We start from the raw sequence: 26,041 nt of genomic DNA on the forward strand, positions 1-26,041 counted from the left end.
GCCTTATGTTCTTCACCCCTTGCCATTCATCGCGGGTGCCGCAATGACGGCGCAGGAGTTCGGCGCGCTGCTGTTCTTCGCCTCCGCGATGTCCTTCAGCCCGGGCCCCAACACCACGCTGTCGACCGCGCTTGCGGCCAACTTCGGCCTCAGGCGGGCCCTGCCGTTCTGCCTCGCCGTGCCGGTGGGCTGGTCGCTGCTGATGCTGCTGTGCGGCGCGGGCCTCGGCGTTCTGGTGCTGGCCGTGCCGGCACTGCGCTGGGCGGTCAAGGCGGTGGGCGTGGCCTACCTGTTGTGGCTGGCCTGGAAACTGGCCAACACCGGTGTGCTCGGCCAGGCCGATGCGAAGCGGCTGAACGTCAGCTTCCCGCAGGGCATGGCGCTGCAGTTCGTGAACATCAAGGCCTGGATGCTCGCGCTCACCATTGCCGCCGGATGGGTGGCGCCGGCGGGCGGCGACGTGTCCGCCACCATGGCGCGCCTCGGCCAGGTGCTGGCGGTGATGGTGGTGTTCGCCTTCGTCTCCAACTTCAGCTATGCGCTCGTCGGTTCGCTGCTGCGCGGCTGGCTCGCCCAGGGCAGGCGGCTCCTGTGGTTCAACCGCGGCATGGCCCTCGTGCTGGTGCTGACCGCCGCCTGGATGGTGAGGGTATGAGCCGGGCCGGCAGTGCCAGCCTGCCGCTGCCGGAAGCGGCGGCGTCGCAGGAGCGGCGCGGCTTCTGGCTGGGCCTTGCCGGCGTGCTGATGTTCGCGCTCAGCATCCCGATGACGCGGCTGGCCGGCGGGCCGGCGGACGACCCGCAGCTGCCGCCCACCTTCGTTGCCGTCGGCCGCGCCGCGGTGGCCGGGCTGCTGTCGGTCGCCTGGCTGCTCTTCACGCGGGCGCCCTGGCCCCGGCGAGACCAGTGGGGCCTGCTGGCCCTGTCGGCCGCCGGCGTGGTGTTCGGTTTCCCGCTGTTCTCGGGCTGGGCGGTGCGCCATGTCGAGGCAGTGCATGCCGCGGTGATCACCGGCTTCCTGCCGCTGGCCACCGCGGTGGTGGGCGCCTGGTGGCTGCGGCAACGCCCGCCGGTGGCCTTCTGGATCTGCGCGCTGTTCGGCTGTGCGCTGGTGGCGGCCTATGCATGGCTCAAGGGCGGCGGCGGCTTCCACCTGGCCGACGGCCTGCTGCTGCTGGCGGTGCTGAGTGCGGCAGTCGGCTACGTGGGCGGTGCGCGCCTCACCGGCGACGGCCCGAACGGCCCGCAGGTCATCTGCTGGATGCTGGTGCTGTGCCTGCCGCTCACGCTGCCGCTGACCGCCTGGCAGCTGACGGCGCACTGGGAGCAGATGGCACCGGGCGGCCCGGTGCGGCTCGCGTCGTGGGCCGGCTTCGCCTACGTGTCCACCGTGTCGATGTGGCTGGGCTTCTTTGCCTGGTACCGCGGCCTCGCCCTGGGCGGCACGCTGCGGGTGAGCCAGGTGCAGCTGGTGCAGCCGTTCGCCTCGATGCTGGCGGCCGTGCCGCTGCTCGGCGAGCGGCTCGACCTGCTCACGGTCGGCTTTGCGCTGGCGGTGATCGCCACCGTGTTCGTCGGCAAGCGCTTGCCGGCCGGGGCACGCTGATGAAGACGCTCGGCATCCTCGGCGGCATGAGCTGGGAATCCACGCTGGTGTACTACCGCGAGCTCAACCGTGGCGTGCAGCGCCGTCTGGGCGGCCACCACAGTGCCTCGCTGCTGCTGCGCAGCTTCGACTTCGCCCCCATCGAGGCGCTGCAGCGCGGCGGCCGTTGGGACGAGGCGGCCACAGCGCTCGGCGACGCTGCGGTTCAGCTGCAGCAGGGCGGCGCCCAGGCGCTGGTGCTGGCCACCAACACCATGCACAAGCTCGCACCGCTTCTCGAGGCGCGCATGGGCATTCCGCTGCTGCACATCGCCGACGCGACCGGTGCCGCCATCCGAGCCGCCCGCGCGCGGCGCGTGGGCCTGCTGGGCACCCGCTTCACCATGGAGCAGGACTTCTATACGCGCCGGCTCGGCGAGCGGTTCGACCTCGACGTGCTGACGCCGCAGGCCGACGACCGCGAGCTGGTGCACCGCGTGATCTACGACGAGCTGTGCAAGGGTCGCATCGAGCCGGCATCGCGCGAGGCTTATCTCGCGGTGATCGACCGGCTGGCGGCCCGCGGCTGCGAAGGCGTGATCCTCGGCTGCACCGAGATCATGCTGCTGATCGATGCGTCGAAGCTGCCCGTGCCGGGCTTCGACACCACCGCGCTGCACGTGCAGCGCGCCGTGGAATGGATGCTGGACACGACGACAGAAACCGGAGATACCCGATGACCTGGACCCTGGCGCGCCGCGCCGAACGCATGAACCCGTCGATCATCCGCGAGATCCTCAAGGTGACCGAGCGGCCCGGGATCATCTCGCTGGCGGGCGGCCTGCCATCGCCCGAGACGTTCCCGGTCGAGGCCATGCGCGAGGCAGCCGACCGCGTGCTGCGCGACGCGCCGCGCGAGGCGCTGCAATACGCCGCCAGCGAAGGCTACGGCCCGCTGCGCGAATGGGTGGCGCAGCATCTGGGCGAGTCCGGCATCCGCGCCGACGCCAGCCAGGTGCTCATCACCACCGGCTCGCAGCAGGGGCTGGACCTGTGCGCCAAGGTGCTCATCGATGCGGGCGCGCGCGTGGCAGTGGAAACGCCCACCTACCTCGGCGCGCTGCAGGCCTTCACGCCCTACGAGCCGGCCATCGAATCGCTGGCCACCGACGACGAAGGCCCCACGCCCGAGGCGCTGCGCGCGGCGGGCGGCGTGCGTTTCGCCTACCTGCTGCCCAACTTCCAGAACCCGAGCGGCCGCACGCTGGGTGAAGCGCGCCGCGCAGCCCTGGTGGCCGCCGCACAGGCGGCCGGCGTGCCGCTGCTCGAAGACAACCCCTACGGCGACCTGTGGTTCGACACGCCGCCGCCGGCGCCGCTGGCCTCGCGCTGGGCCGAAGGCGTGGTCTACCTGGGCTCCTTCTCCAAGGTGCTGGCGCCCGGCCTGCGCCTGGGCTACGTGGTCGCGCCCAAGGCGCTCGGCCCCAAGCTGCTGCAGGCCAAGCAGGCGGCCGACCTGCACACGCCGGTGTTCAACCAGCGGGTGGTGCACGAGGTCATCAAGGACGGCTTCCTCGCCACCCACGTGCCGACCATCCGCGCGCGCTACAAGGCCCAGCGCGACGCGATGGCCGCCGCGCTCGATCGCCACATGCCGCCGGGCTGCCGCTGGCAGGTGCCGGCCGGCGGCATGTTCTTCTGGGTCACGCTGCCGGCCGGCTTCGATGCGATGGCGCTGCTGCCGCAGGCGGTGGAGCAGGGCATGGCCTTCGTGCCGGGCGCCGCGTTCTATGCCGATGTGCCGCAGGCCAGCACGCTGCGGCTCAGCTTCGTGACGGTGTCGCCCGAGCGCATCGAGCAGGGCGTGGCTGCACTGGCCCGCACGCTGGAGCTGGCTCACAGGAAGGCTGCCTAGCATGGCCACGCAACATCGCTACACCGAAGTCGACGTCTTCACCGACCGTGCCCTCAAGGGCAACGCGCTCGCGGTGGTGTTCGACGCCGACGGCCTGTCCGACGAGCAGATGGCCGAGTTCGCACGCTGGACCAACCTGTCGGAAACCACCTTCCTGCTGCAGCCCACCATTCCCGGTGCCGACTACCGGGTGCGCATCTTCACGCCGGGCGGCGAGCTGCCGTTTGCCGGCCATCCCACGCTCGGCAGCTGCCACGCCTGGCTCGCCGCCGGCGGAAAGCCGCGAGACAGCCAGCTGGTGATCCAGCAATGCGAAGTCGGCCTGGTGAAGATCCGCCGCGACGGCGAGCGGCTGGCATTCGCCGCGCCGCCGCTGCGCCGCAGCGGGCCGGCCGACGACGCCACCTGCGAGCAGATTGCCCGCTGCCTGCAGCTGCCGCGTTCGGCGCTGCGTGCCGTGCAGTGGGTGGACAACGGGCCGGGCTGGGTGGCCGCGCTGCTCGATTCGGCGCAGGCCGTGCTGGCGCTGCAGCCCGACTTTGCGGCGATGCAGCCGCTCAAGCTGGGTGTGGTGGGCGCCTGCCCGCCGGGCGGCGAATGTGCCTTCGAGGTGCGGGGCTTCGTGCCCACCCTGGGTGTGCCCGAGGACCCGGTGACCGGCAGCCTGAACGCCGGCCTCGCGCAATGGCTCATCGGCGCCGGCCTCGCGCCCGAGCGCTATGTGGCGAGCCAGGGCACGGCGCTGGGGCGGGCGGGCCGGGTGTTCGTCGAGCGCATCGGCAGCGACGTCTGGATCGGCGGGCACAGCGTGACCTGCGTCGAAGGCCGCCTGACCCTGTGAGCTCGCCGGCGATGGCGCTGCAACTCGATCACCTGGTGGTGGCCGCGGCCACGCTCGACGAGGGCGTGGCCTGGTGCGAGGCGACGCTGGGCATCACGCCGGGGCCGGGCGGCAGGCATGCACTGATGGGCACGCACAACCGGGTGTTCGCGCTCGATGGCGCGGTGTTCCCGCGCGCCTACTTCGAGATCATCGCCATCGACCGCGACGCACCGGCGCCCGGCCGGGCGCGCTGGTTCGGTCTCGACGACGCCGACCTGCAGGCATCGATCGCACGGCAGCCGCGGCTGGTCCACTGGGTGGCCCGGTGCCTGGACATCGAGCAGGCCGCGTCGACCTGGTCGGCGCTCGGACTGCAGGCCGGCCGCGTGCTCGCTGCCTCGCGCCCGACGCCGACCGGCGAACTGCGCTGGCGGATCGGCGTGCGCGACGACGGGCGGCTGTCGCTGGGCGGCGCGCTGCCGACACTGATCGAATGGGGCGAGGAGCACCCCACCGACCGCCTGCCGGACAGCGGCGTCGAACTGCAGTCGCTGCAGCTCCAGCAGCCGCAGCCGGCGGACCTGGCAGCCGCGCTGAGCACGCTGGGAGCGCCGGCTGGCGTCCAGTGTGTCGACGGCCCTGCGGCCATCGTCGCGGTGCTGAACACGCCACGAGGGCGTGTTCGCCTGAACAGCCGCGTTGCCTGAATCGACGTGAGGCGTGGCGTCAGCCGCGGCGCAGGCGCCATGCCTGCCGCAGGCCTTCCCAGGCGGCGCCGCCATTCGGGGCGCGTTCCCGCTCGATGGCCAGGTAGCGGCGCCCCACGACGAACAGGCTGCTGCCCAGCAGCGCCAGCAAGGTGGTCGCCATGACGATCACGCCTCTGCCAGGCTTGGACTTGCGGTCCGGCGGCACGGCCGAGTCGATCTGCTGCAGGGCGGGACCTTCCTTGGCTTCGTCGAGCTTGGCGACCTCGTACTGACGCAGCATGCTTTCGAGCAGCGTCTCCTGGAACTTCACCTCGCGGCGCGCCCGGATCCAGTCGGCTGCCGCCTCGGGCAGCTTGCCGGCCGGCATGTCGACCATGCTGCCGCTGGCGTTCTGCGCCGACTCCATGCGCCGCAGTTCGGCCCGTAGCCCGGCCACCTCGCTGCTGAGCCGGGTGACGTCGGGGTTCTCGGCCGTGGCGGCGGTACGCAGCACCCGCAGCTGCACTTCACGCTCGGCGATCTCGACCCGCAGCTTGGCCATGTTGGTGAGGATGGCCTCGGCCTGCTTGTCCAGCACGACCATGCCGCTCTTTTCCTGCGTCTTCTGCATGTCCTGATCGGCCTTGATCAGGTTGTTCTTGGTGTCCTGCAGCTGCTTCTCGTAGAACTTGCGCCGCTGCTGCGCCTCGGTGACGGCCAGGCGGTCGAGCAGCTTGCCCACCTCGGCCGCATAGCCATTGGCGAGCTGGGCCGCGAACTGCGGGTCCTTGTCGTCGACCTCGACGGTGATGACGCCGGACTTCTTGTCGCTGCTCACACGCGTCACCTTCGGCATCGCCTTGCGCAGCACCTCGAAGGTTTCGATGTCGTAGCGCTCGCGCAGCTTGAACTGTTCATCGAGAGCACGCAGGACCGAATCGCTCCTGAGCAGGTTCACGTAGAGCTCATCGGGCGTCTTGGCCCCCAGCGCGCCGGCGGCCCCGCCCAACGCCCCGAGTGCGGCGAGCGCCGCCGCTGCGCCGCTGGACTGCTGCTGGGCCGGCGGCAACAAGGTCGTCCTCGCCGTGTATTCGTTGGGCAGCAGCAGCGACACCACGACCGACCCCACGATCGCCGCGCCGGTCACCGCTGCAATCAGGCGCTTGCCTTCGCCGATCCACGTCAGCAGGTCCAGCGGGCTGACTTCGGGGCCTTCGCCTTCCATCCCTCGATCCGATGTTTCCATGCCGTGTGCTGTTCAGTTGTTGCGCAGCGTCTGGATCGCCGCGGCGCCCAGGCCGAACTGGTAGAAGATGGCCGACCAGTCCTTCAGGTTGCGCACCAGCGCGCGGCCCCATGTTTCGTAGTCGAGCTGATTGGGGATGATCACCGCGTCGCCTGGGTGCAGCTCCGCCGAAGCGACGCCGCTGGTGAACAACCCGCGACGGTCGTTGCCGTGCATCACGGTGCCGTCGGCACGCAGGATGAACATCTGCGAGGTGTCGGCCGCCTCCTCGGTGCCGGCCAGCTTCACATAGTCGCCTGCCGTGCGGCCGGGCTTCCACAGGTAGGCGTTGTTGTTGGCCACCGCGCCCGAGACCGTCACGAAGCCGGGGCGTGCCGGCACCAGGATGCGGTCGCCGTTGTCCAGCGGCACGTCGGGCAGGGTGTCGATGCTGCTTCTTGCGTAGTCGAGCTCCAGCGCGATGCGCCCGTTGGGCTGCAGGGTGCGCAGCCGCTGCAGCTGGGCCTGCGTGGCCGCGGCGCTCACCTGCGAGCTGCGGCCGGCTTCGTCGGCGCGCTGGTTGGCCGCCTCACGGGCAGCCTGCGTGGCGGCCAGCGACTCCAGCCGCTGGATCGCGGCCTGCAGGTTTTCCCGTTGACGCACGCGGGTCTCCTCGCGGGAGAACTCGATGCCGTACACATAGGCCTGCTGGGTGAAGCCGCCGGCACGCCCCAGCAGCTGCCTGAGCGTTTCGCCCGGCAGCAGCTGGTACACGCCGGGTGCGCCCACTTCGCCTTCCACCGTCACCAGCCGGATCTGCTTGGACACCGGCACGCGCATGTCCTTCTGGCTGAACACGGTCACCACGTCGCCCGGCTGCAGCTCGACGTTGTGGCCGCCGTCGCCGGCCAGGGCGGCGCGCAGGTTGAAGGTGATGAGCTGCGTCGACAGGTCTTCGCGCTTGAGCCGCTCGATGACCGCATAGTCCCAGTTGATCTCGTCGAACAGCGCGGCCGGTGCCTTCTTGGCACGCTCTGCAGCCTGCTGATCGGCACGCGTCTGCCGGCGGTTGCTGCCCTGCATCTGCGGGAAGGCGCCGTTGCGCGGGATCGTGTCCTCGGCGCCCGATCGGCCGGTGTCCTCGTCGCCATTGGCATCGAGCAGCTCCACCTGCACCAGCAGGTTCTTGCGCCGGTAGAACTCCGGCGAGATGAGCGCCTCCTTGTCCGGTATCAGGTCGCTCACGCGCATGCCCGGCCGGTGCGGGTAGCGCAGCGGCTGGGCCACATGTCCCTTCAGCGTCACCGCATTGCCGAACTGGGGCGAGATCGCCAGCAGCGTCAGGATGTCGCCGTCGCGCAGGTTCTTGGCGAGCCCGGTGTCGTCGAGCTTGAACTCCTCGACCAGCCTTGCCGCGCGCCGGGCTGCCGGGTCGATGCGTTCGATCTGCACCTGGTGCGGGTTCGCCAGCACCGAGGTGCCGCCGGCGTAGCGCAGCACGTCGCGCAGCGGCTCTTCCTTGCTCCTGAGCTCGTAGACGGCCGGCGTATCGATCGCGCCGGTGAGGGCGACGCGCGGTCCCACGGGGTGGAACACCACCACGTCGCCCGGCAGCAGCTGCACGTCCTTCGTGCGGTCGCCCTGGACCAGGAATTCGTAGACGTCGAGTTCGGAGACGATGCGGCCATCGCGCTTCAGGCTGATCTTGCGCATGGAGCCGTTGACGCCCGGGCCGCCGCTGGCCACCACCGCCGACAGCAGGCTCGACTGGCTGCTCAGTGTGTAGACGCCGGGCCGTTGTGCCTGTCCGACCACGTAGACCTTCACGGCACGCAGCTGACCCAGGGTGACGCTCAGGTTGAAGTTGGTGTAGAGCCGGCCGATCTGGGCACGCAGGTGCCGCTCGAGTTCGGAGGCACGAACGCCCGCCACCGGGAAGCTGCCGACCCGCGGCAGGTTGATCAGGCCGTTGCGGTCCACCGTGGCACGGTAGTCGACGTCGATGGCGCCCCAGGCGCGGATGAGCACCTCGTCGCCCGGACCCACAGCGTAGTCGGACGGCACCGGCACGTTGTCCACCGGTGCAAAGCTGCCGGCCGCATCGGCGAAGAAATCGGCGCCGAACACCGGCAGCTGGCGGCCGGTGGCCGTTTCGACGAAACGCTGGAATTCGCTGGGCCGCGCGGGCGGCTGCAGCGTCTGGCCCTGGCGGACCGACGGTTCGCGTTCGCGGTCCTGCCGCGGGCCTTGCAGGTTGCGCGGGTCGCGCAGCCTGCCGTCAGCATCGCGCTGGGCCCCTGCCGCGCCGGTTCCGCCGGGTGCGCGCGAGCGGTCGGCCTCCGACTCGCCGGGGCGCGCCGGCACCGGGTAGCCGGGTGCATTGAACACGCCACCGCTGCCGGTGCCGCGCGCACGCGCATCGTCCTCGGGCGCAGCGACGGCGGACACCGTCAGCGCGGCCCAGGCCAGCACCATTCCGAAAACACGCAAGGCACTGCGCAGGTTCAAAGTGTCGTTGTGAGACAAGCTCATGGTCGCCGTGTTGTGTTGAAGCCGCGCAGCGGAGAGAGGCGTTGCGGATCTGGTGCGAACTGCGGAGGCGGCTTGCCCGCCCGGCCAGCCCGGCATGTTAATGGAAAGGCCCCTGGCGCCCGCCGGGCCGGCTGCTCCGTCGTGCCGGCCGCTACAGGCCCGCTCGCCCCGCTGCCATCTGTACTGTCCGGTTCGAAGGGCGGGTGCCTATCATGGGCCGCCTCCACTGCGAGCCGGATGAGCCTGAATGACTGAAGAGCTGTTTCGAGAAGATGCCCGGATGCGGGAGTGCGCAGCCCGCGTGATGGTCGTGGACGCCCAGCCGGTCGGCGTTCAGCTCGACCGCACGGTGTTCTATCCGCAAGGCGGCGGCCAGGCCGGTGATGCCGGCCATCTGCGGCTGGCCGACGGCAGCCTGGTGGCGGTGGCCGACACCCGCAAGGGCAGCACGCCCGGCACCGTGGTGCACCTGCTGGCCGACCCGGCCGATGCCGGGCGGCTGCAGCCCGGCATGGCGATCACCGCAGTGATCGACTGGGAGCGCCGGCAGAGGCACATGCGCTTCCACACGGCGACGCATCTGTTGTGCGCGCTGGTGCCGCACCCGGTGGATGGCTGCTCGATCACCGCCGCCTATGCGCGGCTCGATTTCCACATGACCGAGCCGCTCGACAAGGAGGCGCTCAACGCCGGGCTGGCACGCCTGGTGGCCGCAAGCCACCCGGTGCGGCACCGCTGGATCAGCGATGCCGAGCTGGACGCCAGCCCGCAGCTCGTGCGCAGCATGAGCGTGCAGCCGCCGCGGGGCAGCGGGCGGGTGCGGCTGCTCGAGATCGAAGGTGTGGACCTGCAGCCCTGTGGTGGCACCCACGTGGGCAACACGTCGGAAGTCGGCCGCGTGGTGGTGACGAAGATCGAGAAGAAGTCGGCCAGTACGCGCAGGGTCGTGCTCGGCCTCGCTGATTGATCGAGCACCGGCGTTCTCGACCGTCCGTCGCCCTGGCGGCCGCCGCCGAATAAGCTTCTGCCCCCGGGAACCTGGCGAGCGTGGTAGCTTCCAAGCCGCCATGCTGACCCGTGCCCTGCTGCTGTCGCTCGCCGTCGCGACGTCTTCCTCCGCCGCCTTTGCCGCCCTTGCCTCGAACGTCGTCACGACGCCCCAGGTGCGCGCGGAGCTGGTGGCGCATGCCCCCGAAGGCATTGCCGCCGGCAAGCCGATGTGGCTGGGCCTGAAGCTCACCCACCAGCCGCACTGGCACACCTACTGGAAGAACCCGGGCGACTCCGGCCTGCCCACCACGCTGGCCTGGACGCTGCCGGCCGGCGTCACCGCCGGCGAAATCGACTGGCCGGCTCCCCGGCGCCTGCCGATCGGGCCACTGATGAACCACGGCTACGAAGGCACGGTCGTGCTGCCGGTGCCGCTGTCGGTGCCGCCGCAGTTCAACGCGGCCAAGCTCGAGGTTCAGCTGCAGGCCGACTGGCTGGTGTGCAAGGAGGTCTGCATTCCCGAGAGCGGCCGCTTCTCGCTGAGCCTGCCGACGCAGGCCTCGGTCGCTACCCATGCCGCCGACTTCGAGGCGGCGCTGGCGGCGCGCCCGCAGCAGCCGGCCGGGGTGGCCGCCAAGGCCGAGCCGACGAGCCAGGGCGCCCCAGCGGGCAGCCTGGTGGTGCAAGTCGATGGCCTGCCGGCCGCGGTGCAGGGTAGTCAGGCCGAAGTGTTCAGCGAACTGGCCGGCGTGGTGGACCATGCGGCGCCGGTGCAGCAGCGGTGGCAGGGCTCCACTTATGAAGCGCGGCTCGCGCTGTCGCCGCAGCGCAGTGAAAGCCCGGCGCTGCTGCCGGTCGTCATGGTGTTCGGCGACGGCAAGACGGCGCTGCGCGTCGAGGCGGCAGTGCAGGGGGCCTGGCCGGCCGCCGTGCCGGCCGCGGCAGACCTGCAGAGTTCGCCCGAGCCCGGCCTGCAGGCCGCCGCCGCGGCGCCTGCCTCGCTGGGAGCTGCGCTGCTGCTCGCCTTGCTGGGCGGCGCCTTGCTCAACCTGATGCCGTGTGTCTTCCCGGTGCTGTCGCTCAAGGTGATGGGCTTTGCCCAGCATGCCGGCGAACACCGCAAGCTCTGGTCGGGCGGGCTGGCCTACACCGCCGGCGTGGTGCTGAGCTTCGTGGCGCTCGCCGGGCTGCTGCTGGCGCTGCGGGCGGCCGGCGAACAGCTGGGCTGGGGCTTCCAGCTGCAGTCGCCCGGGTTCGTGGCGGCGCTGGCGCTGCTGTTCACGCTGATCGGCCTCAACCTTGCCGGCGTCTTCGAGTTCTCGACGCTGCTGCCCAGCGGGCTGGCCACCCTGCGTGCCCGCCACCCGGTGGTCGACTCCTTCCTCACCGGCGTGCTGGCCGTGGGCGTGGCCTCGCCCTGCACCGCGCCCTTCATGGGCGTGGCGCTCGGCGTGGCGCTGTCGATGCCGGCCGCGCAGGCGCTGGCGGTCTTCGCGGCTCTGGGCCTGGGCATGGCCTTGCCCTACCTGCTGGTCACCACGCTGCCTCGGGTGGCCGGCTGGCTGCCGCGGCCGGGGGCCTGGATGGTGCACTTCAAGGTGGCCATGGCCTTCCCGATGTTCGCCACCGTGGTGTGGCTGCTGTGGGTGCTGGGCCAGCAGACCAGCCTCGATGCCGCCGCCGCCTGGCTGGGCGCTCTGGTGGTGCTGGCCTTCGTCGCATGGGTGTTCGGCAATGCAGGTTTCGGGCGGACCGGCCGGCTGGGCTGGGGCGCGGTGGCCGTGGGGCTGCTCGCCGTGGCGCTGAGCTGGGCCCTGCCGCAGCTGCACGGCCGTGCCGTCGCTGCACCGCCCGGCGGCAGCGCGGCCGGCGAACGTTGGCAGCCCTGGTCGCCGCAGAAGGTGGCCGAGGCCACCGCGCAGGGCCGGCCGGTGTTCGTCGACTTCACCGCTGCCTGGTGCGTGAGCTGCCAGTTCAACAAGCGCACTACCCTGTCGAACGCCGGCCTGCTGGCCGACTTCGAGCAGCGCGGCGTGGTGCTGCTGCGGGCCGACTGGACCGCCCGTGACGCCACCATCGCCGCCGAGCTGCAGCGGCTCGGCCGCAGCGGCGTGCCGGTGTATGCGCTGTACGCACCGGGAACCAACACGCCGCGGCTGCTGTCGGAGATCCTTTCGGTGGACGAGGTGCGTTCGGCGCTGGCGTCCTTGTAGTGGACCCGCATCAGGCAAGGAATCGCGAATGAAATCGTTGCTCGCCGTGGCCGCTTTCGCCACCTGCTCCTTCGGCTTCGGCATGGCTGCCCATGCACAGGCCATCGTCGGCCAGGCCGCCCCCGCCTTCAGCACGCAAGACACCGACGGCAAGACCCGCTCGCTGGCCGAGTTCAAGGGCAAGTACGTGGTGCTCGAGTGGGTCAACCCGGGCTGCCCGTATGTGCAGAAGCACTACAACGCCGCCAACATGCAGGCGACGCAGAAAGAAGCGGTGGGCAAGGGCGCCGTCTGGCTCACCGTCAACAGCACGGCCGCGGACGCCGGCGACTACAAGGCCCCGGCCGAACTGGCGGCCTGGATGAAGCAGCAGAACGCCGCCGCCACCGCCACGCTGATGGACGCCGACGGCAAGGTCGGCCGCGCCTACAACGCACGCACGACGCCGCACATGTACGTGATCGACCCGGCGGGCAAGCTCATCTATGCCGGCGCCATCGACAGCAAGGCCACCGCCCGGGCCGACGACATCAAGACCGCCACCAACTACGTGCGCCAGGCGCTCGGAGAAGCCCTGGGCGGCAAGCCGGTGTCGGTCGCGGTGACGCAGGCCTACGGCTGCAGCGTCAAGTACGCGAGCTGAGCCGCGAACGGGAGTGGCCTGGAGGCCGGCCACGGGCCGCCCCAAGCAAGGCCCGCCTCCCCTCGGGGGAGTGTCCGGCGTACCCGCCGGACGAGGGGTTGTCATTGCTGCCGGAAGTCGTCGTGGCAGGCCTTGCAGGTCTTGGCCGCTTCGCCGAAGGCGGCCTTGATCTGGTCGAGGTTGCCGCCCTTGGCGGCCACGTTCAGCTTGGCCACTTCTTCCTGCATCTTCGTTGCATTGGCGCGGAACTTGTCCATCTGGGACCAGATCTCGGGCTTGGCCTTGGTGTTGCCGCCCTTGTCGGTGCCGTCCACGAAGCCGGCGAACGGCAGCTTCGACACGAAAGCCACGATCTCGGCGTTCTCGGCCGCGGCCTTCGCATCGAACGGCGCACGGCCCGACGCCATGGCGCCGAGCCGGCCGAAATGGGCGCCCATCAGCGCCATGCCGCTTTGCCGGTACTTGATGGCGTCCTCGGGCTTGGCGAACTGGGCGGCGGCGGGCAACGACAGTGCGGCGGCGGCCAGCAGCGTGGCGCACAGAACCAGACGGTGTTTCATTCGGATCTCTCCTGGCTGAGGTAGGTTGGCAGGGAGCGGCGGTCCGCTGCCCGCAACGGCGGCATGCGAACGCGCAGCAGTCCAGGTACGGAACCCGCTTGGGCGCGGACACACGGGTAATCCCGGATGCCTGCCGCAGCCTTCCCGAAGCGGCGCCGCCGTGCCACGATGCACGCCTTGTTACCAACTTCGGAGTCCGTTGTGTCGTTGTCGTCGATGTCTGCCAGCCCTTCCGCCACCCGCGTGCGTGTGTGGGACCTGCCCACCCGCCTGTTTCATTGGGCCCTGGTGCTGTGCGTGATCGGCCTGGTGATCACCGGCAAGGTCGGTGGCAATGCAATGGAGTGGCACTTCCGACTCGGTTATGCGGTGTTCGCGCTGCTGGCCTTCCGGCTGCTGTGGGGCATCGTCGGCGGTCGCTGGTCGCGCTTCTCGAGCTTCTTCTACGGGCCCCGAGCGTTGCTGCGCTACCTGCGCGGGCAGGGCGAAGCGGCGCATGAGGTCGGCCACAGCCCGACCGGCGCGCTGTCGGTGTTCGCCCTGCTGCTGTTCCTGGCCTTCCAGGTGGGCAGCGGCCTGTTCGCCGACGACGAGATCGCCAACGTCGGCCCGCTGGCCAAGTTCATCAGCACCGAAACGAGCCTGCAGCTCACCAGCTATCACAAGGTGATCGGGCAGTGGGTCATCATCGGCCTGGTGGTGCTGCACATCGCGGCGGTGCTGTACTACCTGCTCGCCAAGAGGCGCAACCTGATCGGCCCGATGTTCAGCGGTGACAAGCAGTTGCACGCCGGCCTGCCGGCGTCGAAGGACACGGCCCTCACGCGCGTGCTGGCGCTGGCGCTGATCGCCGCCTGCGCTGCCGGGGTGGGCTGGATCGTGGGACTGGGGGGCTGAGGCGGCAGCACAGTCGCGGCTCAAGTCCTACACTGCGCTGCAGCCCTGCCGCCCGCCTCCTCCTGCACGCATGGAAGCTCCCGCCATTTCGCTTGTCAGCCCCGACGCGCCGGAACTGATCGAAGCCACCCGCGCGATCTTTCGCGAGTACGCCCAGGCGCTCGGCGTCGACCTGTGCTTCCAGAACTTCGAGCAGGAGCTCGCGACGCTGCCGGGCCAGTACGCCGCACCGCACGGGTTGCTGCTGCTGGCCTTCCTGGACGGCGAGCTGGCCGGCTGCGGCGGCTTCCGGCCGCTGCACGAGGCCGACTACCCCAATGCCTGCGAGATGAAGCGCCTGTACGTGCGCAAGGCGTTCCGCCGCTTCGGCATCGGCCGGCTGCTGGCGCAGGCGCTCATCGACCGTGCACGGGAGGCCGGCTACTCGACCATGCTCCTCGACACGCTGGATGACATGGAGGCCGCTCGCGGCCTGTACGAAACGCTGGGTTTCGAGAACGTGCCGCCGTATTACTACAACCCGCTGCCGGGTGCGCACTATCTGAAGGCCGACCTGGATTCGGTCGTTTCCCGCTACTGACTGGAGCCCCACATGAACGCGTTCAGACACCTGCTCAAGGCCGCGGGGGCACACCCGCCGGTGGGTACGTGGATCATGTCGGCCAGCCCGATGGTGGCCGAGGCAGTGGGGCATGCCGGCTTCGACTGGGGCGTGCTCGACATGGAGCATGCGCCGGCCGACATGATGGAAGTCATCCACATGCTGCAGGCGGTCTCGTCCACCAAGATGGTGCCGGTGGTGCGGGTGCCCTGGAACGATGTGGTGACGATCAAGCGGGTGCTGGACGCCGGTGCCACCACGCTGCTGGTGCCGCTGGTGCAGAACGCCGACGAGGCGCGCCACGCGGTGGCGGCCACGCGGTATCCGCCGCAGGGCGTGCGCGGCGTGGCCGGCATGACGCGGGCATCGCGTTTCGGCGCGGCGCACAACTACCTGCAGCATGCCAATGCCGACATGGGCGTGATCGTCCAGCTCGAGACGCCCCAGGCCCTGCAGCAGCTCGAAGCCATCGCGGCGGTCGAGGGCGTGGATGCGCTGTTCATCGGTCCGGCCGACCTGTCGGCGGCGATGGGCCACCTGGGCCAGCTCACCCATCCGGCCGTGCTCGAGCAGATGAGTCGTGCCGTCAAGCGCGCCAAGGACGCCGGCAAGCCGATCGGCACGCTGGGCGCCACGCCGGAGATCGTGGCGCAGTACCGCGCCATCGGCTTCGACTTCGTCGCGATCTCGTCCGACCTCAGCCTGCTGGTGCGCAGCGCGCAGCTGGCGATCTCGGCCTTGCGCACGCAGGAGACGTCGATCGTCCACTCGCTCACGACCGGCACCCACGGCTACTGAGCCCGGCCTCGGCGCCGCGGCGGTTACAGCGAAGTACCGCACTAGGATCGGCGCATGAGCCTCGTTGTCCCGCCTGCCGTCGAACTGCGCTCGGGCGCATTGCGCCTGGCCCTGCGACCCGACCTGGGCGGCTGCATCGCCGGGCTGTGGTTCGACACGATGCCGGTGCTGCGTTCGGTCGAGCCGGCCGGGCTGCAAAGCGCGCGGCTTGCGGGTAGCTATCCGCTGCTGCCGTATTCCAACCGCATCGCCGACGGCCGCTTCGGCTGGCGCGGGCAGCAGTACCAGCTGCCGCTCAATGACCCGCCCCATGCGCTGCACGGCGTGGGGCTGGCCGCGCCCTGGCGCATCGAGCAGGCGGATGAATCCGAGGTTCGCCTGCTGCTGGAGCAGCCCGCGGGCGAGGCGTGGCCATTCGCGTTCGAGGCGCGCCAGCGCTTCGTGCTGAGCCCCGATGCCTTGCGATGCGAGATGAGCGTGGTCAATCGCGCGGTGCACGAAGCGCCGGTGGGCCTGGGCTGGCATCCGTTCTTCCCGAAGCGCAGGCGCAGCCACCTGCGGGCCGAGGTGGCGGGGCGCTGGGAGATGGACGGCCGCAAGCTGCCGTGCGCCCGCGTGCCGGTGAGCGGCCTCGACGCCGACATCGCGCAGCTGGACCTGGACCACTGCTTCGACGGCTGGTCCGGCCAGGCTCACCTGCATGACGAACTGCTGGCGCTGACGCTGAGCTCTTCGTTGCGCCACCTGGTCGTCTACACGCCGCGCGACAAGGGCGACTACGCCGTCGAGCCGGTGAGCCACGTCAACAACGCCATCAACCAGGCCGAGCCGGCAGCGCTGGGCCTTGTGGCGCTCGCGCCCGGAGCGGCCGCGAGCGCCTGGATGACACTCGAGATCCGACCCCAAAGATGAACCCTCACACCACCGACATCCAGGCCGTGACGCCGCCCGCGCTGCTGGGCGAATCACCGCTGTGGCATCCGCAGCAGCAGGTGCTGTACTACTGCGACATCCCGGGCCGGCGCCTGCACCGTCTCGATCCCGCGAGCGGCGCGGCGCACTCGTGGCAGTTCGAGTCCGACGTGGCCAGCTGCGCGCCGATCGCAGGTTCGAACGACCTGGTGCTGGCGATGCGCGACGGGCTGTGGCGCTTCGATCCGTCCAGCGGCCGGCGCGAAACGCTGGCGCCGCCGCCCTACGACCCGCGCGAGGAGCGATTCAACGACGGCAAGTGCGATCCGCAAGGCCGCTTCTGGGTCGGAACGATCTACGAGCCGCGTGATCCGGCACTGGCCGCGCTGTACCGCTATGGCGGCGGCGAACTCGTGCGCATGGCCGACGGCATCACCGTGTCGAACGGGCTGGCCTGGAGCCCTGACGGCCGCACCATGTACTGGTCCGACACCAAGGCCCACACCATCCATGCATTCGATTTCGACGCAGCCTCCGGCTCGCTGTCGAACCGGCGCGTGTTCGCGAGCTTTGCGCCCAAGCAGCCTGACCAGGATCTCGCCGTCTACGGCGGCCGGCCTGACGGCGCGGCGGTCGATGCCGAGGGCTGCTACTGGGTTGCGATGTTCGAGGGGCAGCGGGTGCTGCGGCTGTCGCCTGCGGGCGAGGTGCTGCGGGAGGTGAAGCTGTCAGTGCGCTGTCCGACCATGCCGTGTTTCGGCGGCGCCGACATGCGCACGCTGTACATCACGACCTCACGCGAGAAGCGCCCTGCCGAGGAGCTGGCGCAGCAGCCAATGGCCGGATGCGTGCTGGCCTTGCGGGTCGATGTGCCGGGGCTTCCGGCCAACAGCTGCAGCATGGGCTGACGCAGCGCGTTCACGCACCTTCGCGCGGCGCTGCGTCGGCGCCACACCGGGCCATGGCGGAGCCCTGCGGGTTACCACGTATAATCATTGGGTTTTGCCGCAACAGCCCGGGGTTTGCCTGTCATGACCGATCCGATCACCGATTCGATCGATCAGCGCGAGGCGATGAACGGGGCAGATGAGGCAGACGAAGCGCCTTTCAAGAGCCTGACGCGAGAAGAAGCCGAGGCCCTGCGGGCGCAACATCCGCCGCTCTCGCCGTGGCGGGTCATCGCGGTCCAGGCCGTGGTGGGGCTGGTGATGGCAACACTGTGGTGGAGCCTGAACCGGCAGGGCGGGGCCGGCTGGTCGGCGCTGTATGGCGCGGCTGCCGTGGTGCTTCCGGGCGCCTTGTTGGCGCGCGGCATCACGACCCGGCTGACCGGAGCGAACCCGGCCGCTGCTGCGGCGAGGTTCCTGCTCTGGGAGTTGCTGAAGATCATGGTGGCGGTTGCCATGTTGGCGGCTGCCGCAAGAGTTGTGCCCGATCTGAGCTGGCCGGCATTGCTGGTCACGATGATCGTGTGCCTGAAAGTGAACTGGCTGACCCTGCTCTGGTGGGGTCGCAAGAAGAACCAACAGTCGCTTGTTCGCAAGCGTTGACGAGAACTGACGATGGCTGCCGAAGGACACGGACCGACCGCGGGTGAGTACATCCAGCACCACCTCCAACACCTTCAGAACCGCACGCAAGAAGGCATTGCCAACTTCTCGCTGTCCGAGCCGGTGTTCAAGCTGGACTCGCTGTTCTGGTCCATCCTGCTGGGCGTGCTGGGCTGCTTCCTGCTGTGGCGCGTGGCCAAGAGCGTGACGTCCGGCGTGCCGGGTCGCCTGCAGGCCGCCATCGAGTTCCTGGTCGAGATGGTCGACACCCAGGCCCGCGGCATCATCCACAACGAAACCTCGCGCAAGGCCGTGGCCCCGCTGGCGCTCACCGCCTTCGTGTGGGTGTTCCTGATGAACGCGATGGACCTGCTGCCGCTGGACCTGGTCCCGCGCATCTGGGAATCCATCTACGGCGCCGCGGGCGGTGATCCGCACCATGCCTACATGCGCATCGTGCCCACCGCCGACCTGTCCATCACGCTGGGCCTGTCGATCACGGTGCTGCTGACCTGCCTGTACTACAACATCAAGATCAAGGGCCTGGGCGGCTGGATCAAGGAGCTGTTCTCGGCCCCGTTCCATGCCCACGGCGTGGCCGCCATCGTGCTGGCCCCGATCAACTTCATCCTCCAGCTCATCGAGTTCGCGGCCAAGACCATCTCCCACGGCATGCGGCTGTTCGGCAACATGTTCGCCGGCGAGCTGGTGTTCATGCTGATCGCGCTGATGGGCGCGGTGGGCTTCGCGTCGCTGGGCGGCGTGGCCCTGTGGCTGGGTCATGTGGTGGCCGGCGCCGCCTGGGCCATCTTCCACATCCTGATCATCACCCTGCAGGCCTTCATCTTCATGATGCTGACGCTGGTGTATGTCGGTCAGGCGCACGACAAGCACTGATCAAGCTTTTCTTCCCCTTTTCGTTCAACAACTCACTTCCCTACTAGGAGCAATCATGGAAAACGTGTTGGGTCTCGTCGCTCTGGCCTGCGGTCTGATCATCGGTCTGGGCGCCATCGGTGCCTGTATCGGCATCGCGCTGATGGGCGGCAAGTACCTCGAAGCCTCTGCCCGTCAGCCCGAGCTGATGAACGAGCTTCAGACCAAGATGTTCCTGCTGGCCGGCCTGATCGACGCCGCCTTCCTGATCGGCGTCGGTATCGCGATGCTGTTCGCCTTCGCCAACCCGTTCGTGCTGCGCTGATCGGTCTTTCTCGACCCCGGTAGTTTTTTCCCCAATCGAGAAAGGTCCGAGCCGTGAATCTGAACGCAACGCTGATTGCGCAGATCGTCGTCTTCGCGATCCTGTGGTGGTTCACGATGAAGTTCGTGTGGCCACCCATCACGAAGGCGCTCGACGAGCGCGCCAAGAAGATCTCGGACGGTCTGGCCGCGGCTGACAAGGCCAAGCTGGAGCTCTCCGCCGCGAACAAGCGTGTCGAGGAGCAGCTCGCGCAAACCCGCGACGAAAGCGCCAAGCGCCTGGCCGATGCCGAGAAGCATGCCCAGGCCATCATCGAGGACGCCAAGAAGCGTGCCGATGAAGAGGCCGCGAAGATCGTTGCTGCTGCGAAGGCCGAGGCCGACCAGCAGACGATCGCCGCGCGCGAAGCCCTGCGCGAGCAGGTGGCCGCGCTGGCCGTCAAGGGTGCCGAGCAGATCCTGCGTCGCGAGGTCAACGCCGGCGTGCACGCCGAGCTGCTGAACCGCCTGAAGACGGAGCTCTGACCATGGCCGAGCTCGCAACCATCGCGCGCCCCTATGCCGAGGCGGCCTTCGCGGCTGCCCGCGGCCAGGACGCAAAGGCCTGGGGCGAGCAGCTCTCGGCCCTGGCCGAAGTGGCCGCCCATCCGCAGCTGCGCCAGTTCGCCGACAACCCCAAGGTCGAGGCTGCGCAGGTGTTCGACGTCATCGCCGGCGTGCTCAAGCAGCCGCTGGCGCAGGGCGTTGCGAACCTGCTGCGCACCGTGATCGACAACGGCCGCCTCGCGGCGCTGCCGGACGTCGCCGCGCAGTTCCATGCGCTGGCGAATGCCAGCTCGGGTGTGTCCGATGCCACCGTGTTCAGCGCCTTCCCGATCGACGGCGCCCAGCTCAACGACGTGGTCGCCGCGCTGGAGAAGCGCTTCGGCCGCAAGCTGGCCGCCACGGTGCAGGTGGACCCGGAGCTGATCGGCGGCATCCGCGTGGTGGTGGGCGACGAAGTGCTCGACACCTCGGTCAAGGCCAGGCTCGAACGCATGAAGGTCGTGCTGACTGCCTGAGGTCTTTTGAATCAATCCGCCGGGCTTCGCCGCAAGGTGATCCCGGCTCGGTCGTGAATGCCGCGCTAGGCGTCTGATCCGACTGGGAGCAAGCCATGCAACTGAATCCCGCAGAAATTTCCGAACTGATCAAGAGCCGCATCGAAGGCCTGGGCGCCGCGGCCGACATCCGCAACCAGGGCACGGTGGTGTCCGTGACCGACGGCATCTGCCGCATCCACGGCCTGTCCGATGTGATGCAGGGCGAGATGCTCGAATTCCCGGCCGGCCCGGACGGCCAGCCCACCTTCGGCCTCGCGCTCAACCTCGAGCGCGACTCCGTCGGCGCGGTGATCCTGGGTGCCTACGAGCACATCTCCGAGGGCAACACCGTCAAGTGCACCGGCCGCATTCTCGAAGTGCCGGTCGGCCCCGAGCTCATCGGCCGCGTGGTCAACGCGCTGGGCCAGCCCATCGACGGCAAGGGCCCGATCAACGCCAAGATGACCGACGTGATCGAGAAGGTCGCCCCGGGCGTGATCGCGCGCCAGTCGGTGTCGCAGCCGCTGCAGACCGGCCTGAAGTCCATCGACTCGATGGTGCCGATCGGCCGCGGCCAGCGCGAGCTGATCATCGGCGACCGCCAGACCGGCAAGACCGCGGTGGCGATCGACACGATCATCAACCAGAAGGGCCAGGGCGTCACCTGCATCTACGTCGCCATCGGCCAGAAGGCGTCGTCGATCAAGAACGTGGTGCGCTCGCTCGAAGCCAACGGCGCGATGGACTACACCATCGTCGTGGCCGCGTCGGCTTCCGAGTCCGCCGCCATGCAGTACGTGTCGGCCTACTCCGGCTGCACGATGGGCGAGTACTTCCGCGACCGCGGCCAGGACGCCCTGATCATCTATGACGACCTGTCCAAGCAGGCCGTCGCCTACCGCCAGGTCTCGCTGCTGCTGCGTCGCCCGCCGGGCCGCGAAGCCTTCCCCGGCGACGTGTTCTATCTCCACAGCCGCCTGCTCGAGCGCGCCGCCCGCGTGAACGCCGACTACGTCGAAGCCTTCACCAAGGGCGAGGTCAAGGGCAAGACCGGTTCGCTGACCGCGCTGCCCGTGATCGAAACCCAGGCCGGCGACGTGTCCGCCTTCGTGCCGACCAACGTGATCTCGATCACCGACGGCCAGATCTTCCTGGAAACCAACCTGTTCAACGCCGGCATCCGCCCCGCCATCAACGCGGGCATCTCGGTGTCGCGCGTGGGCGGCGCCGCCCAGACCAAGCTGATCAAGGGCCTGTCCGGCGGTATCCGTACCGACCTCGCGCAGTACCGTGAGCTGGCTGCCTTCGCGCAGTTCGCCTCCGACCTCGACGAAGCGACCCGCAAGCAGCTCGACCGCGGCGCACGCGTGACCGAACTGCTCAAGCAGGCCCAGTACTCGCCGCTGTCCATCAGCCTGATGGGTGCCACGCTGTACGCGGTGAACAAGGGCTTCCTGGACGACGTGGACGTGAAGAAGGTGCTCGCCTTCGAACACGGCCTGCACCAGTTCCTGAAGACCAGCCACGCCGCCCTGCTGAAGAAGCTGGACGACAACAAGGCCATGGACAAGGACGCCGAAGCCGAGCTGCAAGCCGCCATCGCCGCGTTCAAGAAGTCCTTCGCCTGACGGCCGGCTGAACCTACAGGAGCACCGTCATGGCGGCAGGCAAGGAAATACGCGGCAAGATCAAATCGGTGGAGAACACCAAGAAGATCACCAAGGCCATGGAGATGGTCGCCGCCTCCAAGATGCGCAAGGCGCAGGAGCGCATGCGCCACGCCCGTCCGTACGCCGACAAGATCCGCAACATCGCCGCCCACCTGGGCGAGGCGAACCCCGAGTACGTGCACCCCTTCATGCAGACGCGCGCCGGCACCGGCGGCGCCGGCGTGATCGTGGTGACCACCGACAAGGGGCTATGCGGCGGCCTGAACACCAACGTCCTGCGCGCCATGACCGCCAAGCTCAAGGAGCTCGAAGGTCAGAACGTCAAGACGCAGGCAGTGGCCATCGGCAACAAGGGCCTGGGCTTTCTCAACCGCATCGGCGCCAAGGTGGTGTCGCAGGTCACCCAACTGGGTGACACGCCGCACCTCGAGAAGCTGATCGGCCCGGTGAAGGTGCTGCTCGACCAGTACGCCGAAGGCAAGCTGGACGCGGTCTACCTTTGCTACACCCGCTTCATCAACACGATGAAGCAGGAGCCGGTGGTCGAACAGCTGCTGCCGCTGTCGCAGGCACGGCTTGCGCAGACCGCGGAAGAGAAGCAGGCCTACGGCTGGGACTATCTCTACGAACCCGATGCGAAGAGCGTGATCGACGAGCTGCTGGTGCGCTATGTCGAGGCCCTGATCTACCAGGCGGTGGCCGAGAACATGGCGTCCGAGCAGTCGGCCCGCATGGTGGCCATGAAGGCCGCGACCGACAACGCCGGCAACCTGATCAACGAGCTGAAGCTGGTCTACAACAAGACCCGCCAGGCCGCGATCACCAAGGAACTCTCCGAGATCGTGGGCGGTGCTGCCGCGGTGGGCTGATCGAGCCGCCGCTGAAGCAGACAACCCGCCCTCGCGCATCGCAACGAATATTGTTTGAAGGATCGAAAAATGGCCAACACTCAAGCAGAAGGCAAGATCGTCCAGTGCATTGGCGCCGTGGTGGACGTGGAGTTCCCGCGCGACGCCATGCCCAAGGTGTACGACGCCCTGAAGCTCGACGGCTCGGCGCTGACCCTCGAAGTGCAGCAGCAGCTCGGTGACGGCGTGGTGCGCACCATCGCGCTGGGCTCGTCCGACGGCCTGCGCCGCGGCATCGTGGTCAAGAACACCGGCAACCCCATCACCGTGCCGGTCGGCCCCGCCACGCTGGGCCGCATCATGGACGTGCTGGGCAACCCGATCGACGAGCGCGGCCCGGTCAGCAACGAACTGGCGGCTTCCATCCACCGCAAGGCCCCGGCCTACGACGAGCTGTCGCCTTCGCAGGAACTGCTCGAGACCGGCATCAAGGTGATCGACCTGATCTGCCCGTTCGCCAAGGGCGGCAAGGTGGGTCTGTTCGGCGGCGCCGGCGTGGGCAAGACCGTGAACATGATGGAGCTCATCAACAACATCGCCAAGGCCCACTCGGGTCTGTCGGTGTTCGCAGGCGTCGGTGAGCGCACCCGCGAGGGCAACGACTTCTATCACGAGATGGCCGAGTCGGGCGTCGTGAAGCTCGACAACCTGGCCGAGTCGAAGGTGTCGATGGTCTACGGCCAGATGAACGAGCCCCCGGGCAACCGCCTGCGCGTGGCCCTGACCGGCCTCACCATCGCCGAGTCGTTCCGCGACGAAGGCCGTGACGTGCTGTTCTTCGTGGACAACATCTACCGCTACACGCTGGCCGGCACCGAAGTGTCCGCACTGCTGGGCCGCATGCCTTCGGCCGTGGGCTATCAGCCGACGCTGGCCGAGGAAATGGGCCGCCTGCAGGAGCGCATCACCTCCACCAAGGTCGGCTCGATCACCTCGATCCAGGCCGTGTACGTGCCCGCGGACGACCTGACCGACCCGTCGCCGGCCACCACCTTCGCCCACCTGGACGCCACCGTGGTGCTGTCGCGCGACATCGCCGCGCTGGGCATCTACCCCGCGGTGGACCCGCTGGACTCCACCTCGCGCCAGGTCGACCCCAACGTCGTGGGCGAGGAGCACTACGGCACCACGCGCGCGGTGCAGGCCGTGCTGCAGCGCTACAAGGAACTGCGCGACATCATCGCGATCCTGGGCATGGACGAGCTGTCTCCCGAAGACAAGCTGGCCGTGGCCCGCGCCCGCAAGATCCAGCGCTTCCTGTCGCAGCCCTTCCACGTGGCCGAAGTGTTCACCGGCACGCCGGGCAAGTACGTGCCGCTGAAGGAAACCATCCGCGGCTTCAAGATGATCGTCAACGGCGAGTGCGACAGCCTGCCGGAACAGGCCTTCTACATGGTGGGCACGATCGACGAAGCCTTCGAGAAAGCCAAGACGCTGCAGTAAGGCAGTGACCGGCGACCAGTGACCGGTGACCGGGCATGCGCCTGGTACCGTCACTGCATCAAGGTCACTCGTCACTAGTCACGAGTCACTGGAAATTCAATGGCAACCATTCATGTCGACGTCGTCTCCGCAGAAGAGTCCATCTTCTCGGGCGAGGCGAAGTTCGTCGCGCTGCCGGGTGAAGGCGGCGAGCTGGGCATCCTGCCCAAGCACACGCCGCTGATCACCCGCATCCGCCCGGGCGCCGTGCGCATCGAGCGGGCCGACAACGGCGAGGAAGAATTCGTGTTCGTGGCCGGCGGCATTCTTGAAGTGCAGCCGAACTCGGTCACGGTGCTGGCCGACACCGCCATCCGCGGCAAGGACCTCGACGAAGCCAAGGCCACCGAAGCCAAGCGCCTCGCCGAAGAAGCCATGCGCAATGCCAAGAGCGACATCGACCTGGCCAAGGCCCAGAGCGAGTTCGCCGCCATGGCGGCGCAGATCGCCGCGCTGCGCCGCTTCCGCAAGAAGTAAGCAGGCCGCGCGCCAGCGCTGCAACGAGAAACAGCCCGCCGGCCAACGCCGGCGGGCTGTTTGCTTTCAGGCGGGCGCTTGAGCGAGCCGTCAGGGCTTGTTGGTGCCGCCCGCCTTGGGCGGCACGATGGGCTTGAGCTTGCCGCAGTCGGCACCCAGCCACTTGCCCTGCATCTCCATGTGCATCCTGTGCGGCTGCCCCTGCCGGTTCGACGTAGCGTCGATCACGGTCGTGTAGCCGGTGTCGCCCTGGAAGCGGGTCTCCCCTTCGGCCACGGTGGGCGGCTGGCCACCGCAGGTGGAGCGCCACTTCCATGCGGTGGCGCTGCGGCTCAGGATCTCGGTCTTGCAGCCGTGTTCGGCCCCGGCCGAAGTCCAGTCGTCACGCGACAGCGACTCTTCGCTCAGGCACAGCTTGGCGGTGGTGCTGCCGCCGCCCATCTCGACCCCGCGCTGGCGCATCTGCTCTTCCATGCGCTTGCGCGCTTCGGGCGGCATGTTCTTCAGGTGCTCGCCCATGTCGGGCATCTTCTGGCCGTTCATCTCGCGCGTCTGCTTCACCTCCCACAGGCCGGCCTTGATGGGCGGGCGGCTCTGCGCCGGCGCGGCGCCGTGCGCAGCAGCCAGGAGCAGCAGCGCGGGAATCGACAACAGGCGGGCAGTCGTGGCCATCTTTGCCTCCAGTGGGTGGTAGCGGGCAGCGGCTGCCCATGATGCACGCGCGGGCGCCGGGGCTCAATCGGTGGAACAGGCAAGCGGCGTGCGCTGCGGCTCCCGGCCGCGGCTCACCGCAGGTGCGGCGCGTCGGGCAGCTCGTTGGGGTTGGCCTGGCCGGCCGCCAGCGGGAAGTGCCGCTCCAGCAGCGCCGTCACCGCGTCGATCGCCGCTGCCAGCCCGGCTTCGTACCGCCGCGCGGCGAAGTCGGCGGACATCCGGGCCACGACGGCTTCCCATTGCGAGTGCGGCACATGCCGGTCCACGCCCCGGTCGGCCACGATCTCGATGCGATGTTCGGCCAGCAGCAGGTAGATGAGCACGCCGTTGTTGAGCTCGGTGTCCCACACGCGCAGCTTGCCGAACAGGGTGATGGCCCGCTCACGCGCCGTGGCGTCGCGCCACAGGTAGCTGAGTGGCAGGCCTGCTTCCACGCACAGGCGGATCTCGCCGCTGTGCCGGGCCTCGCTGGCGCGCACGCGCGCTTCGAGGTTGGCCAGGGCGGCCGGCCCGAGGGCGCGGCGCGTGTCGCTCTCGTCGAGCCAGCGATGCTTGAGGAGGCGCTTGAGGTTCATG

General features: G+C 69.1%; 28 protein-coding genes. 23 read left to right on the forward strand and 5 right to left on the reverse strand.

Translation table 11 applies throughout. The annotated features are described in order from the left end of the window. Positions 1–43: 43 nt before the first annotated feature. From E8D38_RS06810 to E8D38_RS06835, 6 genes are read left to right on the forward strand one after another with little or no spacing between them, the layout of a single operon-like run. Positions 44–655, forward strand: a complete 612-nt coding sequence (locus E8D38_RS06810; RefSeq protein WP_140627449.1) for a LysE family translocator — start codon at positions 44–46, stop codon at positions 653–655. Beyond that, positions 652–1,605 (forward strand): DMT family transporter, encoded by a 954-nt coding sequence (locus E8D38_RS06815; protein ID WP_140627191.1) that lies wholly within the window; start codon positions 652–654, stop codon positions 1,603–1,605. The genes E8D38_RS06810 and E8D38_RS06815 overlap by 4 nt, the downstream gene beginning before the upstream one ends. After that, positions 1,605–2,324 carry an aspartate/glutamate racemase family protein gene (locus tag E8D38_RS06820; protein WP_140627193.1) on the forward strand — a complete coding sequence of 240 codons (720 nt, stop codon included), beginning with the start codon at positions 1,605–1,607 and terminating at the stop codon, positions 2,322–2,324. Before E8D38_RS06815 ends, E8D38_RS06820 begins: the two co-directional genes overlap by 1 nt. Beyond that, positions 2,321–3,499, forward strand: a complete 1,179-nt coding sequence (locus tag E8D38_RS06825) for an aminotransferase-like domain-containing protein (RefSeq protein WP_140627196.1) — start codon at positions 2,321–2,323, stop codon at positions 3,497–3,499. Before E8D38_RS06820 ends, E8D38_RS06825 begins: the two co-directional genes overlap by 4 nt. Position 3,500: 1 nt before the next feature. Then, positions 3,501–4,340 (forward strand): PhzF family phenazine biosynthesis protein, encoded by an 840-nt coding sequence (locus E8D38_RS06830; RefSeq protein ID WP_140627198.1) that lies wholly within the window; start codon positions 3,501–3,503, stop codon positions 4,338–4,340. A gap of 11 nt (positions 4,341–4,351) precedes the next feature. Beyond that, complete coding sequence (locus E8D38_RS06835) at positions 4,352–5,029, forward strand: VOC family protein (protein WP_140627200.1); 678 nt, start codon at positions 4,352–4,354, stop codon at positions 5,027–5,029. Positions 5,030–5,048: 19 nt separating this feature from the next. Here E8D38_RS06835 and E8D38_RS06840 read toward each other — a convergent pair whose 3' ends face one another. Next, on the reverse strand, positions 5,049–6,257 hold the full coding sequence (locus tag E8D38_RS06840; RefSeq protein WP_140627202.1) for a GumC family protein: 1,209 nt from the start codon (positions 6,255–6,257) through the stop codon (positions 5,049–5,051). A 12-nt stretch (positions 6,258–6,269) separates the two neighbouring features. Beyond that, complete coding sequence (locus E8D38_RS06845; protein ID WP_181178963.1) at positions 6,270–8,768, reverse strand: polysaccharide biosynthesis/export family protein; 2,499 nt, start codon at positions 8,766–8,768, stop codon at positions 6,270–6,272. A gap of 247 nt (positions 8,769–9,015) precedes the next feature. On the opposite strand from E8D38_RS06845, the gene E8D38_RS06850 reads away from it, so the two are divergent. From E8D38_RS06850 to E8D38_RS06860, 3 genes are all read left to right on the forward strand, one after another. Continuing rightward, positions 9,016–9,735: an alanyl-tRNA editing protein gene (locus tag E8D38_RS06850; protein ID WP_140627206.1), complete on the forward strand. Its 720-nt coding sequence runs from the start codon at positions 9,016–9,018 to the stop codon at positions 9,733–9,735. A 100-nt stretch (positions 9,736–9,835) separates the two neighbouring features. Then, positions 9,836–11,971, forward strand: coding sequence for a protein-disulfide reductase DsbD family protein (locus E8D38_RS06855; RefSeq protein ID WP_140627208.1), 2,136 nt, complete (start codon positions 9,836–9,838; stop codon positions 11,969–11,971). 28 nt (positions 11,972–11,999) lie between these two features. After that, positions 12,000–12,614 carry a thioredoxin family protein gene (locus E8D38_RS06860; RefSeq protein WP_140627210.1) on the forward strand — a complete coding sequence of 205 codons (615 nt, stop codon included), beginning with the start codon at positions 12,000–12,002 and terminating at the stop codon, positions 12,612–12,614. Positions 12,615–12,715: 101 nt separating this feature from the next. Here E8D38_RS06860 and E8D38_RS06865 read toward each other — a convergent pair whose 3' ends face one another. After that, a complete protein-coding gene (locus E8D38_RS06865) occupies positions 12,716–13,174 on the reverse strand; it encodes a c-type cytochrome (RefSeq protein WP_181178964.1) in 459 nt (152 codons plus the stop codon). A gap of 216 nt (positions 13,175–13,390) precedes the next feature. Between E8D38_RS06865 and E8D38_RS06870 the strand changes: the two genes are divergently transcribed. From E8D38_RS06870 to E8D38_RS06935, 14 genes are all read left to right on the forward strand, one after another. Further along, complete coding sequence (locus E8D38_RS06870; RefSeq protein WP_181178965.1) at positions 13,391–14,071, forward strand: cytochrome b/b6 domain-containing protein; 681 nt, start codon at positions 13,391–13,393, stop codon at positions 14,069–14,071. A gap of 70 nt (positions 14,072–14,141) precedes the next feature. Next, positions 14,142–14,651, forward strand: coding sequence for a GNAT family N-acetyltransferase (locus E8D38_RS06875; RefSeq protein ID WP_140627212.1), 510 nt, complete (start codon positions 14,142–14,144; stop codon positions 14,649–14,651). Between the two features lie 12 nt (positions 14,652–14,663). Further along, positions 14,664–15,470, forward strand: a complete 807-nt coding sequence (locus E8D38_RS06880; RefSeq protein ID WP_140627215.1) for an HpcH/HpaI aldolase family protein — start codon at positions 14,664–14,666, stop codon at positions 15,468–15,470. Between the two features lie 54 nt (positions 15,471–15,524). Next, a complete protein-coding gene (locus tag E8D38_RS06885) occupies positions 15,525–16,382 on the forward strand; it encodes an aldose epimerase family protein (protein WP_140627217.1) in 858 nt (285 codons plus the stop codon). Further along, entirely contained in the window at positions 16,379–17,290 is a 912-nt protein-coding gene (locus tag E8D38_RS06890) for an SMP-30/gluconolactonase/LRE family protein (protein WP_140627219.1), read from the forward strand. Before E8D38_RS06885 ends, E8D38_RS06890 begins: the two co-directional genes overlap by 4 nt. 123 nt (positions 17,291–17,413) lie before the next feature. Further along, positions 17,414–17,932: an ATP synthase subunit I gene (locus tag E8D38_RS06895; RefSeq protein ID WP_140627221.1), complete on the forward strand. Its 519-nt coding sequence runs from the start codon at positions 17,414–17,416 to the stop codon at positions 17,930–17,932. A gap of 12 nt (positions 17,933–17,944) precedes the next feature. After that, on the forward strand, positions 17,945–18,829 hold the full coding sequence (gene atpB / locus E8D38_RS06900; RefSeq protein ID WP_140627223.1) for a F0F1 ATP synthase subunit A: 885 nt from the start codon (positions 17,945–17,947) through the stop codon (positions 18,827–18,829). Between the two features lie 55 nt (positions 18,830–18,884). Beyond that, positions 18,885–19,133 carry a F0F1 ATP synthase subunit C gene (gene atpE / locus E8D38_RS06905; RefSeq protein ID WP_140627225.1) on the forward strand — a complete coding sequence of 83 codons (249 nt, stop codon included), beginning with the start codon at positions 18,885–18,887 and terminating at the stop codon, positions 19,131–19,133. Positions 19,134–19,186: 53 nt separating this feature from the next. Next, positions 19,187–19,657: a F0F1 ATP synthase subunit B gene (locus E8D38_RS06910; protein ID WP_140627228.1), complete on the forward strand. Its 471-nt coding sequence runs from the start codon at positions 19,187–19,189 to the stop codon at positions 19,655–19,657. A 2-nt stretch (positions 19,658–19,659) separates the two neighbouring features. Beyond that, positions 19,660–20,193, forward strand: a complete 534-nt coding sequence (locus E8D38_RS06915) for a F0F1 ATP synthase subunit delta (protein WP_140627230.1) — start codon at positions 19,660–19,662, stop codon at positions 20,191–20,193. Between the two features lie 95 nt (positions 20,194–20,288). Next, the gene (gene atpA, locus E8D38_RS06920) at positions 20,289–21,842 is read left to right on the forward strand and encodes a F0F1 ATP synthase subunit alpha (RefSeq protein ID WP_140627232.1); all 1,554 of its coding nucleotides are present in this window, start codon (positions 20,289–20,291) and stop codon (positions 21,840–21,842) included. 29 nt (positions 21,843–21,871) lie between these two features. Then, the gene (gene atpG / locus E8D38_RS06925) at positions 21,872–22,753 is read left to right on the forward strand and encodes a F0F1 ATP synthase subunit gamma (protein WP_140627234.1); all 882 of its coding nucleotides are present in this window, start codon (positions 21,872–21,874) and stop codon (positions 22,751–22,753) included. A gap of 69 nt (positions 22,754–22,822) precedes the next feature. Beyond that, positions 22,823–24,235 (forward strand): F0F1 ATP synthase subunit beta, encoded by a 1,413-nt coding sequence (atpD, locus tag E8D38_RS06930; protein WP_140627236.1) that lies wholly within the window; start codon positions 22,823–22,825, stop codon positions 24,233–24,235. Positions 24,236–24,334: 99 nt separating this feature from the next. After that, entirely contained in the window at positions 24,335–24,751 is a 417-nt protein-coding gene (locus E8D38_RS06935) for a F0F1 ATP synthase subunit epsilon (RefSeq protein WP_140627238.1), read from the forward strand. A gap of 90 nt (positions 24,752–24,841) precedes the next feature. Here E8D38_RS06935 and E8D38_RS06940 read toward each other — a convergent pair whose 3' ends face one another. Further along, a complete protein-coding gene (locus E8D38_RS06940; RefSeq protein ID WP_140627240.1) occupies positions 24,842–25,423 on the reverse strand; it encodes a DUF3617 domain-containing protein in 582 nt (193 codons plus the stop codon). Positions 25,424–25,536: 113 nt separating this feature from the next. After that, positions 25,537–26,040 (reverse strand): TPM domain-containing protein, encoded by a 504-nt coding sequence (locus E8D38_RS06945; RefSeq protein ID WP_140627242.1) that lies wholly within the window; start codon positions 26,038–26,040, stop codon positions 25,537–25,539. Between the last annotated feature and the right edge of the window lies 1 nt (position 26,041).

Source organism: Methylibium rhizosphaerae (genome assembly GCF_006386545.1).
GTDB lineage: Bacteria > Pseudomonadota > Gammaproteobacteria > Burkholderiales > Burkholderiaceae_C > Pseudorivibacter > Pseudorivibacter rhizosphaerae.